The sequence below is a fragment of the Tepidibacillus infernus genome, from assembly GCF_048898065.1.
In the GTDB taxonomy this organism is placed as follows: Bacteria; Bacillota; Bacilli; order Tepidibacillales; family Tepidibacillaceae; genus Tepidibacillus_B; species Tepidibacillus_B infernus.
In genome coordinates, this window is sequence record NZ_JBLWFI010000002.1 from 180,958 (window position 1) to 193,724 (window position 12,767).

General features: G+C 35.0%; 12 protein-coding genes. 6 read left to right on the plus strand and 6 right to left on the minus strand.

Features of this window, described 5'->3' with window-relative positions; all coding sequences use genetic code 11:
* Positions 1-367 precede the first annotated feature (367 nt).
* Positions 368-1,543 carry a beta-aspartyl-peptidase gene (gene iadA / locus TEPIDINF_RS13265; RefSeq protein WP_421692290.1) on the plus strand — a complete coding sequence of 392 codons (1,176 nt, stop codon included), beginning with the start codon at positions 368-370 and terminating at the stop codon, positions 1,541-1,543.
* 74 nt (positions 1,544-1,617) lie between these two features.
* Here iadA and TEPIDINF_RS13270 read toward each other — a convergent pair whose 3' ends face one another.
* The 4 genes from TEPIDINF_RS13270 to TEPIDINF_RS13285 all read right to left on the minus strand — a co-directional run bounded on the left by TEPIDINF_RS13270 (position 1,618) and on the right by TEPIDINF_RS13285 (position 6,983).
* The gene (locus tag TEPIDINF_RS13270; protein ID WP_068722447.1) at positions 1,618-2,340 is read right to left on the minus strand and encodes a 3'-5' exonuclease; all 723 of its coding nucleotides are present in this window, start codon (positions 2,338-2,340) and stop codon (positions 1,618-1,620) included.
* Between the two features lie 38 nt (positions 2,341-2,378).
* Positions 2,379-4,313 carry a DUF294 nucleotidyltransferase-like domain-containing protein gene (locus TEPIDINF_RS13275; protein WP_068722449.1) on the minus strand — a complete coding sequence of 645 codons (1,935 nt, stop codon included), beginning with the start codon at positions 4,311-4,313 and terminating at the stop codon, positions 2,379-2,381.
* Between the two features lie 205 nt (positions 4,314-4,518).
* Complete coding sequence (locus tag TEPIDINF_RS13280; protein WP_421692291.1) at positions 4,519-5,532, minus strand: cytochrome d ubiquinol oxidase subunit II; 1,014 nt, start codon at positions 5,530-5,532, stop codon at positions 4,519-4,521.
* Positions 5,533-5,657: 125 nt separating this feature from the next.
* The gene (locus TEPIDINF_RS13285) at positions 5,658-6,983 is read right to left on the minus strand and encodes a cytochrome ubiquinol oxidase subunit I (RefSeq protein WP_421692330.1); all 1,326 of its coding nucleotides are present in this window, start codon (positions 6,981-6,983) and stop codon (positions 5,658-5,660) included.
* A 134-nt stretch (positions 6,984-7,117) separates the two neighbouring features.
* Here TEPIDINF_RS13285 and truA point away from each other — a divergent pair, with 134 nt between their 5' ends.
* Entirely contained in the window at positions 7,118-7,858 is a 741-nt protein-coding gene (gene truA, locus TEPIDINF_RS13290) for a tRNA pseudouridine(38-40) synthase TruA (protein ID WP_421692292.1), read from the plus strand.
* A gap of 57 nt (positions 7,859-7,915) precedes the next feature.
* Here truA and TEPIDINF_RS13295 read toward each other — a convergent pair whose 3' ends face one another.
* Both TEPIDINF_RS13295 and TEPIDINF_RS13300 read right to left on the minus strand, forming a co-directional pair.
* Positions 7,916-8,161: a spore coat protein gene (locus TEPIDINF_RS13295; RefSeq protein ID WP_421692293.1), complete on the minus strand. Its 246-nt coding sequence runs from the start codon at positions 8,159-8,161 to the stop codon at positions 7,916-7,918.
* 15 nt (positions 8,162-8,176) lie between these two features.
* On the minus strand, positions 8,177-8,365 hold the full coding sequence (locus tag TEPIDINF_RS13300) for a hypothetical protein (RefSeq protein WP_068722460.1): 189 nt from the start codon (positions 8,363-8,365) through the stop codon (positions 8,177-8,179).
* Positions 8,366-8,536: 171 nt separating this feature from the next.
* Between TEPIDINF_RS13300 and TEPIDINF_RS13305 the strand changes: the two genes are divergently transcribed.
* From TEPIDINF_RS13305 to TEPIDINF_RS13320, 4 genes are all read left to right on the plus strand, one after another.
* Entirely contained in the window at positions 8,537-10,237 is a 1,701-nt protein-coding gene (locus TEPIDINF_RS13305) for a M3 family oligoendopeptidase (RefSeq protein WP_069801124.1), read from the plus strand.
* Between the two features lie 98 nt (positions 10,238-10,335).
* Entirely contained in the window at positions 10,336-10,848 is a 513-nt protein-coding gene (locus TEPIDINF_RS13310) for a hypothetical protein (RefSeq protein WP_069801123.1), read from the plus strand.
* Between the two features lie 43 nt (positions 10,849-10,891).
* Positions 10,892-11,332: a DUF1284 domain-containing protein gene (locus TEPIDINF_RS13315; protein ID WP_068722464.1), complete on the plus strand. Its 441-nt coding sequence runs from the start codon at positions 10,892-10,894 to the stop codon at positions 11,330-11,332.
* Positions 11,333-11,438: 106 nt separating this feature from the next.
* On the plus strand, positions 11,439-12,764 hold the full coding sequence (locus TEPIDINF_RS13320) for a sensor histidine kinase (RefSeq protein WP_069801122.1): 1,326 nt from the start codon (positions 11,439-11,441) through the stop codon (positions 12,762-12,764).
* Positions 12,765-12,767: the final 3 nt, after the last annotated feature.

Below are 12,767 nucleotides of genomic sequence, written 5' to 3' on the forward strand. Positions count from 1 at the left end.
ACCAAATAACTTCACTAGCAGCCATTGTTTCTCTTTTGATCTTTCTTATCGAATCGAGTTATGGTTTTTTATCCTATTTTTACGGCAGTCTTTTTTTAAAGATTAAGAAAGTATAACTTTCTTCCATTTGTCATTTAGGGGTTTGTATATTCCATAAGCTGCGACATAGCGTGACTAGCAGCTTTAGCTGTGTAGCACGACTTGTACACTTTGTGTGCCTTCAGAAGTGCCCTTCTCTCCGTAATCTTTATTCATAGAAGGGCACGGATGACGGAGCGCGATGGAATATACAAACCTTTTCTTATAGAGAAAAAAGAAGATCTCTGATATAATCCTTACAAAAATATACGAGGAGAGGAGTAAGGACATGCTAAAACTAATTAAAAATGGTAAAGTTTATGCACCAGATTATCTTGAACAGAAGGATATCTTACTTATTGGTGATAAGATTGGTTATATTGCAGAACAGATAGATGAACCTAAGAATTTTGTAGATATTGAAGTGATTGATGCAAGTGGTAAATTAGTTGTTCCAGGTTTTATTGATTCCCATGTACATATTCTTGGTGGAGGTGGTGAAGGAGGGTTTAAAACAAGAACCCCTGAAATTCAACTCACAGATTTGACAAGAGGGGGCGTAACCACTGTTGTTGGTTGTTTAGGGACCGATGGTACTACTCGAAGCATGGCAGGATTATTAGCCAAAGCAAGGGGATTAGAAGAAGAAGGGATCACCACTTTTATCTATACAGGAAACTATGCAGTTCCTGTTCGAACGATAACAGGGAATATTCAGGATGATATCATCATGATTGATAAAGTGATTGGAGTTGGAGAAATCGCCATTTCTGATCATCGGTCTGCCCAACCTACTGTTCAAGAGATTACAAGAATTGCTGCAGAGGCAAGAGTAGGGGGAATCTTGTCAGGAAAAGCAGGGATCGTTAATATCCACGTTGGTAGTGGTTCTAGAAAAGTGGATTTTCTTCTGGATATTGCAGAAAATACGGAGATTCCAATTAAACAATTTGTGCCCACTCATATGAATAGAAATCAGGAATTATTTGAGCAAGCCATCTACTATGCGAAAAAGGGAGGAATTGTGGATTTTACCACAAGCTCAGTCAAAAAAGGCACTGATCATGGCGAGGTCAAATCTAGCAAAGCGTTAAAAAAAATGCTAGACGAAAACATTGCCATCAATCAAATTACTTTTACCTCAGACGGGCAGGGAAGCCTCCCAGAGTTTGATGGAAATGGGAATTATCTAGGACTGGGAGTAGGAAAGGTCATTTCCTTATATCAAGAAGTGAGGGATGCAGTTTTAGATGAAGGAGTCGCAATAGAAACTGCTATTCGAGTCATTACTTCTAACCCTGCAGATCTTTTAAAATTAAACGGAAAGGGTTATATTAAAGCACAATATGATGCTGATCTAGTATTGCTCAATCAAGATGATTTACAAATCGATACAGTCATCGCAAAAGGCCAAACCATGATCTTACATGGAGATATTTTAGTAAAAGGTACATTTGAAAAATAAAGATTTTAAGGATCCCTGCAAAAGTAATCGGAATAAGCTTCGAAGAAAGTTCGTCACTTTTGTGGGTAAGTTTTTTAAAAACGTATATATGGAGCTTGCCTACAGACACTTGGAATACTACGTTTTAATGCTCCGATCGTTTTGATTCCTCTCTCTTCTAATTGCTCCAAAAAGAACTGGAATAATAGTGCTGTCATTTTTGCATCTCCTAGGGCAGAATGACGATCAATGATTGGGATCTGATACTTTTCTAAGATGACATCAAAGTGATGAGAAGTCCAATCAGGATGTAGGTGATAGGATAGCATCATCGTGTCAATAATCGGATGTAGAAGGCGAGTATTTGCTCCTCTTTTTAATGCAACATCTAGAAAATGCAGATCGAAGTCAGCACAATGGGCGACTAAATACGTATTTTCAGCAAATCGTAAAAAATCAAGAGCAGCTTCGAGAATCTTAGGTTTGTCTTGTAACTCATGATTGTAAATCCCTGTTAACTCTTCAATTTCCTTTGGTACTTCACGTTCTGGGTTTACAAGACAATGAAAGAATTCCTTGATCTCGCCTTCTTTTAGTTTAACAGCGCCAATGGAGATGATTTTATCACCCGCGTAAGGAAAGAAACCAGTGGTTTCTGTATCAAATACGACAAACTCAATCGTTTTTAATTCATCATCAAGGTCGATAATTCGTTTTGTACTTGAGGCTAATCTTCTGATTTCAGCAATGAGATCCTTATCATAGACTTTAGTATCAAACATTTCGCTTGTTTTTCTTCTTCTTTGTAAAAAGCCCACCCTATCATCTCCTTTACAGAAACTAGTTCAAATAAGGGTTAATATCCTCTTAAGTGGGATCCTGGCATCGCACAATGACGGGTCGCTTTGATTTGTAACCAGCGGGCTGTCATCAACGCCTTTTTTAACCTTAAACGTTCCCTTTTTGAAAGTGAATTAGGTTGAATATAATGACTCACTTCCTCACCATTCTTCATCTGTTCTATATTTCTTTTAATCCGAAAAAGCATGATATCATCTAAGGCTTGAGCTATTTCTGCATGTTCATCATTGGTAAATATATCCATTTCATAAAGCTTATCTAGGCGTTCCCATGAATTTAATTCACTAATTTTAAATTTGAGTGCTAATAATCGTAAACTATTAACAATATGAATTAATCCACCATATTTTAGGTCAATGAGACCATGATGTTCACTCTTTTTTGTTTGAAAACGACCAAAGCGATTGATCGCCAATTCAATCGCTGTTTCATCCTCAGCCAAAAAATGTAGAAAAATCGCAGGAATGATGTTTTCCGTGAATAAATATTCCCTTATGGAATCAGCTAGGTGCTTATCTCCGTATATAGGGCGAAAATCAATAAAGATCGTAAAGCGACGGATTAAGTCAGGTGTATTTTTATTTATCCATAGTTGAATCGAATGTTTCCATCCAGATAAGCTGTTTCTCCATTCCTGGTTTGAAGCCATCACACCACCTGTACATTTAGGGAATCCACATTGATATAATCCCTCAACTACTTTTTCGGCTAGTTTTGTAAAATAAGTATCTACTTTAGCTTGGTCTTGTTTAGGCACATCTGCATAAATCAACGCATTATCCTGATCGGTTTGCAGAGTTTGTTCCTTCCTTCCTTCACTCCCTAAACTAAGCCAACAATAAGCGACAGGAGGATAGCCATATCCTTCTTTGTTCATTTCGAATTCAGCGTTCTGGATTAGCTTTTGTGTCATTCGGTCATTGAATTCTGAAACAATCGCACATAGCTCTTTTGCTGTGACATGTTCTTCTAACATATTTTGGATCATGGTGTCCACTTTTTTCTTTACATTGACTATTTCTCTAATGCTATTGGCTTGGTCAAGTTCTTTGATTAGGCTAAAGGTATGATCTGATAAAGATTGGATTAAGTTTTTCATTGTGATCATACCAATGGTCATACCATTGTTAATAATTGGAATATGTTTAATATTATGCTTAATCATTAAATGTAACGCATCAAAATAGAGGGATTGGGGTTCAATACTGATGAGTGGGGATGTCATGATTTTTTCAGCTGTCAGCAGTATTTTGTCACTAGATGGATCTTTCCGTTCATTTGTAAAAGCTTTAATTAAATCCTTTTCAGTGATGATGCCAATAGGCTCATTTAGTTGATTGACGACAATGACTGAGCCGATTTGGTTTTTTAAAATTTTTTCTGATACTTCAATGATCGTTTCATTTAAGTGGCTTGTAATGATAGGAAAGGTCATGAGTTCAACCACTTTTTTCCGATAAGGATTTTTCGAAAGCTTTGGTTGCCCAGAGGTTTCTTTTCCGATTTGAAGATAAAGCTCTCTTAATCGTAAAGTAATCAGCTTTGCGACTTCCTCAGTAAAAGGAGGATGCTCTGCCATCATTTTATCAAAAAAAGAAATAGGGATGAGTAGAAAGCGCGTATGATTCACAGCCCTGATCGTATAGGTAAAACCATCCCCTGACATGGCATGAATCAGTCCGATTACATCGCCTCTTCTATATATTTTTAGAGTGATTTCTTCCTTTGCATCATTTAACAATATATTTTTGGCAATTCCTTCAACCAAAACAAAAATATGCTGAATGTCCTTCTCATTTTGCTGTACAACAACTTGATCATCTGAATAGGTTTTTAGCAATGAGATTTCAATGAGTTCTTTCAATTTTTCTATAGGTAGCAAGTGGAAGGGAGGGGTTTTACTTAGCAGTGGAAATAAATCAAGTTCCATCTTATCAACCTCCAAATCCCATTAGATCAAGTTCATCCTAAAGTAAATCTTTGAACGATTTTTTCTAATGTAGATTTTGCTTTTTTTGTTTTAAGAAGATTTTCTTGTTTCATCATAAGGCCTCCGGAAATAGTTACTTTTATGGATTATATATATGTTTTAATTCGTCATAAATGAAATAAATTCCTTTAATATAACGAAAAATTTACTTATTTCCTTTTACATAATCCACATTAAACAAGAATAGCCGCATTAACAAAATAAGAGAAGGGATAAGAAGAGTGAGTCCGGCTATAAATCCAATAACCAAGTAAGTTCCCATCGTTTGGTTAACGATCCCATCATAAATCGTTAGATATGGGTACAACAGATAGGGAAGATGGGAAGCACCATAACCGAAAAAGGCAAAAGCGAATTGTAGCATCACCATTAAAAAGGCGATTCCAAACCTTTCTTTGCGGTATAACAAGTAGATAGCAGTTAAAAAAGCAAGTAAACCCAAGAGAAATGCCCAAGCATACCCATATAGCTGGTTAAAATGCCATGCACTTTCTCTTTGTAAGAAAAAGATCATCACAAAGCTGCTAATCATCATTGGTACACTAGAAAAAAGGGCTATTTTCCTTAATACTTCTCTAGCCTCTAGATCTTCTGCCTTGTTTGCGTAGTAGGAAAGAAAGGCTGAACTGATAAACAATACACTAAAGACAGCTAATAAAGCAACAGACCAAGTTAAGGGGCTAGACAATAATGCAGACATATTTAAGGAAATCGTATCCCCTAATTCTGTGATAAAACCACCTTCAGAAATCACAAGCACAGTGGAAAGAGACGCAGGAATCAATAATCCTGTTACCCCATAACTGAATAGAAATAATTGATTGTCCCTTGCGCCATAATTGGCAAAGGCGTAAAAGGATCCGCGAATAGCTAACAAGATTGTGGCAATACTAGCTGGAATAAGTAAAACTGTGCCATAGAAATAGGCAGTGTCAGGGAAAAAACCGACTAATCCTACAAAGAAAAAGACTAAAAAAACATTCGTTACTTCCCAGACAGGTGATAAATAACGGTTAATCACCCCATTGATCAGATGGTCTTTTTTACGCAACTTTCCGTAATAAGAGAAAAAGCCAGCGCCAAAATCAATTGAACCTATGATCATATATCCATATAAAAAGATCCAAAGAACCGTAATTCCAAGTAACTCTAAAGACATCTTCATTCCTCCCTTATTACTGCATAGTTTAAACTTTCTTCCCCTTGTTATTTAGTGTTTCTTACATTATTTTTAATTCAAAGAAATACACGGACGATGGAGCGCATTGGAATATACAAACATTTTTACAGGATAATTCCTCGTTTTTCTAATTCAATCTCAGGTGTGTTCTTTTTGAATAGACGTGTAAGGATATATACAGTAAGGGTACCAAGGATGACATATAGCAAAGCAAAAACAATTAATAATGTTCCAACATTAGTAGCTGTGGTTACTCCTTCAGCTGTTTTCATATACCCTCGTAAAATCCATGGTTGGCGACCAACCTCCGCAAAGATCCATCCTACTTCAATTGCAACAATCGATAAGGGTCCACCTAGTATAATGAGTGCCATCAGCCATTTCTTCCACATAAGCTGAGGTTTCCATTTCCAAAAGAAAAGGAATAGACCAGAAACAAGGGTCAAATAGACTCCTATCATCACCATTAGGTCAAAAAGATAGTGGACATAAAGTGGTGGCCATAAATCTCTGGGGAACTCATTTAATCCAACAACCTCGGCATTTGGATTACCATGAGCCAGAATACTAAGAGCCATCGGTAACTTAATTGCATTTTTAATTTGCAGATCATCGGTTAAAAACCCACCGACTATAAGCTCTGCCTGTTTTCTGGTTTCAAAATGCCACTCAGCCGCAGCTAATTTTTCCGGTTGGTAATCAGCAAGGAATTTACCTGATAGATCACCTATTAAAGCAGTAGCAATTGCAAAGATAAAGCTGACAATCAAGGTTAATTTCAGCGCTTTTTTATAATATTCATGGTTCCGCCCTTTCAAAAGATAGTAAGCGGTAATCGCTGCTAAAACAAAGGCAGAAGTTAAGTAGGCAGAAGATAGGACATGTGCAACCTTTGTTGGTGTGGCAGGGTTAAACATCGCTTTTAATGGTTCAATATCAGTAATCACACCATTTTGCATTGTAAATCCTTCTGGTGTATTCATAAACGCATTGACCATCGTAATAAATGTTGCTGATAAAGATGAACCAAGGACAACTGGAATAATCAATAGCCAATGATAAATCGGCTTTTTAAAGCGATCCCAGGTATAGAGGTAAATCCCCAGAAAAATCGCTTCTAAGAAAAATGCAAATGTTTCAAGAAATAATGGTAAACTAATCACTTGACCAGCGATTTTCATAAAACTTGGCCACAATAAGGATAATTGCATTCCTATAATCGTACCAGTGACGACGCCAACGGCAACAGTAATCACAAATCCTCTTGCCCAACGACGAGCAAGTAATATATAGTGGACATCATTTCGTTTGATTCCAAGCCATTCAGAAAGCATAATCATAATAGGGACACCAACACCAATGGTGGCGTAAATAATATGAAACCCTAGAGTGAGTCCAGTTAAGATTCGACTCAACATGAGCGTATCCATCATAAAACCATCCTTTACTAACATTCTAATTTTAGATATATTATACTCTATTTTCGCTATTTTAATGTTGTTAAAAGTATAATGAAATATAAGCTATCTAGATAAAATAAAAATATAAAAAAGGAGAAAAATGGATGAAAAGGAAATTCAAAATAACGATTGAATATGACGGAAGTAGATATAAGGGGTGGCAAAGGCTTGCAAACACAGAGAACACGCTCCAACAAAAAATTGAAACGTTACTTTCTCGGATTACGGGTGAAACGATAGAAATACACGGTTCTGGGCGGACTGATGCAGGGGTTCACGCATATGGTCAAGTCGCTCATTTTGAAACCCATGCAGATCTAAATTTAGACAAATTTCTTTTTACTTGTAATGAAATGCTGCCACAAGATATTGTATTTAAAGATATTGAAGAAGTACCGATGGATTTCCACGCTAGGTTCAGTGCTAAAGGCAAAAAATATGTATATCGAGTTTGGAATAGTCCAATCCCTTCTGCTATTGAGAGAAAATACACCTTTCATGTTGCTGATTCATTAAATATTGAAGCGATCAAAAAGGCGGCAAGTTTTCTAATAGGTGAACATGATTTTCAATCGTTTACGGCTATGAAATCAAAAAAGAAGTTAACCGTTAGAAGAATTTATTCCATAGAGATAACGAAAAAGGAAGAATTGATTGAATTTTACTATCATGGAGAAGGATTTCTATATAAGATGGTTCGAATTATGACGGGGACATTAATTGAAGTGGGTTTAGGAAAAAGACAACCAGAGGAGGTACTTGAGATTCTAGAACAAAAGAAAAGAATTTATGCGGGAGAAACAGTACCAAGTCAGGGATTATTTTTGCTTCATGTTGAGTATTGAAAAAATAAAAAGGAGTGATGATTGGTCACTCCTTAAAATACAACCCTTTTTTTAGAATTACTGACTTAGTTGTGATTTTACTTGTTGTATATCAGCCGCAGAAGCTGGCTGTGCTGGTTGATAATACCCTTTTTGTTGAGCTAGATTAGCAAGTTGATATTGGAATTGCTCATCGCCATTACGAATTTGTTGTAGCGTTTGCCGCAAGTTGGCGTTAGAGGTCTCAGCAATGACATGAGCGTAATTACCTAGGCTACCTTTTAATTGGTTCAATACATCATTTACGATTTCTTTTTCTTGCATATTTTTTCACCCTTTCTATTGTAAGAATGACATGAGTTTTTGTTTTGTATTTTGAGCAGATTGGGCAGATTGTTGTAGCATTTGTTTTACTTGAGGGTCAGTTGCTTGATTCGCATAATCTTGTAGTTTTTTTGCTCCAAGATCATGGGCACTAATTAGCTCTCTTAAGCTTTGTAATTCCATTTGTGTTAGTTGCTCCTGCATGTGAATAGCTCCTTTCATTTTAAGTACAATTGTAATGTTCCCAAAAGAGTGTTTTTTTTATGCATATAAAATTCGTTGATTTCCACATTTTTTCATTTAGTGTTAGAATAAAGTAAGTACCTATTTATATTGCCGCTTTTCTAAATATTTCAAAAACAAGGGGGAATTCAAATGAGTTCATTTTTTATTGAGAAGATTTCATTTCAAGATCCTAAAGAAGTTGAAACAAAACTAGAAACTTTGTTAAAAAAGGAAATCCATTCTACCCGCGATTTAGAAAACTGGTTACGTGAGGAAAGCCAATTATTTGATGAGATTGATGAAATTTTGACTGGCCACTATATTGAATTTCAAGGGCATAATGATGATGAAGAAATTAGACAGCGATTTGAACATGACCAAAACGTGATTACACCTATCATTAAAAAGTATGAAGCATTGCTAGACAAACGCTTTTATGATAATCCATATCGGGAACAGTTAGATACAGAGAAGTATAGTGAACTGATTAAGCGAAGAGTCAATTCTATCGAAATTTTCCGTGAAGAAAACATTCCTTTAGAGGTACAGGAACAAAATTTAAGTACAGAATATTACAAAGTGACAGGTAACATGACAGTAGAGTGGGAAGGAGAAGCAAAAACCCTTCAGCAAATGTCAATTTATTTAAAGGATCCTGATCGTTCAATACGAGAAAAGGCGTGGAAATTAGTCCAAGCTAGAAGATTAGAGGATAAGGACAAGTTAGATGAGATCATGGATCAATTAGTGAAAATACGCCACCAAATTGCTTTAAATGCTGGCTTTGAGAATTATCGCGATTACATGTTCAAGAAATACGAAAGATTCTCCTATACGCCTGAGGATACATATCAATTTCACGAAGCTGTACAAAAATATGTCGTACCTTTAAAAGATGAGATTGAAAAAGAACATCAAAAAGAGCTTGGATTAAAAGATTATCGGCCATGGGATTTAACAGCAGTCAAAGAAGGTGATCAGCCATTAAAGCCATTCACAACGACCGACGAATTAGTTGATGGTGTGACACGCATCTTTAGACGCACAGATTCTAATTTTGCTAAGATGTTAGAAGATATGAACGATCATCATACATTGGATTTAGACAGCCGGAAAGCAAAATCACCTGGTGGTTTTTGTGCTCCATTATCTGTTTCTAATCGTTCCTTTATTTTTATGAATGCATCAGGAACACATGATGATATGACAACCCTTGTTCATGAAGGTGGTCATTCAGTCCACAACTTATTTAAATCCCAATTAGATTTAAGAATCTATAAAAGTACGCCAATGGAATCGGCGGAATTTGCCAGTATGGGCATGGAATTGCTTTCGATGGATAAATGGGATGAATTCTACAAGAATGACGAAGATCTTAAAAAAGCAAAAAGAGAACAACTAGAAGGAATCATTAAATTTCTACCATGGGCAATGACAATCGATAAGTTTCAACACTGGATCTATTTAAACCCTGAGCATTCCGCAGAAGAAAGAAATGATCAGTTTAAAGAGATCGCTTTATCCTTAAGTCAACATTATGAGGATTGGTCAGGCTATGAAGAAGAGTTAAGACATCGTTGGAAAGCACAACTACACATCTACGAGGTTCCTTTCTATTATATCGAATATGCAATTGCCCAATTGGGTGCGGTACAAATATGGAAACAATATAAAGAGAACCCTGAGCAGGCTTTAGCAAATTATAAAAAGGCACTATCTTTAGGTAGCTCAAGGCCTTTGCCAGAGATCTATGAAGCAGCTGGCATCAAGTTTGATTTTTCAGAAGCAATGATTAAAGAATTAATGGAATTTGTGAGAGAAGAGTTAAACCAATTAGGAACTCATAACTAAAAAAGTTTATTCTGGAAATGACCTAGCTCTATATCGGAAAGGATATAGAGCTTATTGGATATAATACAACATGATAACAGGACGGGAGGTGAAATCATTTGTTTGATCCAACGATCTATGAAAATATTAAAGTGGTTCTTGAAGGGGAAATATATGACCTTGATTTAGGGCAAAAAATTATCGTGATTGATCGAAATGATTTGATCGATTTAGCTAGAATGTCTAGAACTTTTCAAATACAGTTTAAAATTGTGGGTTCAGAACAAGAAAAAAGTGCTAAAATACAACTTAAAGCCAATACGGAAGATTTGTCTAAGGAAATTTTAGAATGGGAAGATGAGTCAAAACCAGGCTGTGAAATAAAAATTGAATTTTCAATCCCTATCTCCAATCCTAAAGTGGATTGTGAAAAGATAGAGATGACCATCAATCAAATCTGGGAAGGTAGACCAGAGATCACACAAACCATCACTTACGATTTTAAAAAAGAAGATAAACCTTTATATTATGACCATATCCAGTTGAATTTTGGTCGAAAAATTGATGAAGATAACATTGAAGATATCCATGAATTAGTGAACTATACCTATATGACACTACAAGAGCTATAAGAACTAGTAAATACAAGAGAACAATGGGAAGGAGATCAGGAAAATGACAATCACACTAAGAGGGCATCATTTACTATGTATTCATGGGTTTCAAGGCATGGGTTATAGTGAATCCTTTGTCGAGAAAATGAAAGAAGTTACTCACCTCATCCGAGATGATTCTACGAACCCTCTCTTACCCATTAAGGTGATACAAGAACTTGACGATGTTTGCTCCACTTGCCCTCATCATGGAGGAACCATATGCTTGGCAGATAAAAATTCTGATGCACATGTAAAGGAAATTGATCAAAAAGTGATAGCAAAACTAGGATTGATTCCTAATCAAATCTATACAAAGCAAGAACTTCTTATGAAAACACAGAAAATGATTGAACCAGCAGATTTAAGTCAAATCTGTAAAGGTTGCTCATGGTTAGAATATGGGGTATGCCAAGAAGGAATCCAACGGTTAAATACAAAAAAATTACCCCTTTTTTCCTAAATCTATTAGATTTGGGACTAATGGCGCAGTTTATAATAATGTTCAATTTGTGATAATTATATTATATACTGAAAAAAATATCAGTTTTTGTCGAAGGGGTTAAATAATGGGATTCCTGATCAATTATTTATTTATTTCATTACCAGAATTTTATGGTATGCTTCTGTTAGGAACTGTTCTTTTTGGGTTTTCCTTTTCAAAGATAAAATATAAAATTCTATTCATGGCGATCATCTCTGCCTTTATTTCTGATTTGATGTGGCAATTAGAATCTTTTGCAGATTTTAGAATCATCATCACAATCATTATTAATACTATACTTTATAAGTTATTCATACATAAGAATTGGAAATTTGCTTTTGGTATGACCCTTACCAGCATTCTTTCTATTTTAATTTCTGAAATAATTGTATTAGTTGTGATTACGCAATTTATTTCCTACCAACAAATCCTAGGAAGCTTTTGGCTCAAATTACTAGTTACATTTACTTATATGTTGCCTTTAATCATTAGTAGTTATTTTATCGAAAAAAAACATTGGTCTGTAACAAAAGGATTCAAAAAACTATTTATTAACAAAAATATTGCTTATTGGATCTCTAGTTTAACCCTAATTCTTCTTCAATTGTTTTTTATCATTTATCTAAACTATTCGTTTTATATGAATAGCCAATTTTTACTAAAAAAAATAATTCTAAATATTCATGGATTACCTCTTTTTAGTTTAGGGCTTGTTATTGTGAATATTTTACTTATTGTTTCTGTCATTCAATTGAAAAACATTTATATGCAAAAAGAGATCATTCAAACTGAGAGTGACTATAATCAACACTTAGAAAACGTATTAAAGAAGTTGCGAATGGAACGTCATGATTTTATCAATGAGATTCAAACGATTCATGGCATGATTCAAGCGAAAATGTATGATCATTTACAAGAATATGTTCATGATCTTGTTCAGCATGTTCGTGCGTCCAATCGGCGTATTAAAATTAAAAATATCCCAGTGAGCGCTTTATTACATACAAAGATTGAATTGATGGAAGAAAAAAAAGTAGAGTATAGAGAAATAGTAGAAACGGATGATACATTTCCTTCCATCAAAGGCTATGATTTAGTAAAAATAATCAGTAATATACTAGATAATGCATTAAGAGCTGTAACTGAAAGTCATACAAGAAATCCTTTTATTGAAATATATTGGGGCAAAAAGGATTCGACAGCAATCATTCAGATTTCAAATAATGGGCCAAAAATTGAAAAAAAAATAGTTGATTTATTATTCGAAGAAGGATATACTACTAAAAAAGAAAAGGAAAATAGTGGATTTGGTCTTAGTATTGTTAAATCTATCGTACAAAAATATAAAGGAACAATTAGAGTTGAATCTAGCAAAAATTTGACGACTTTTATTATAGAATTGCCTCTTTAAAAG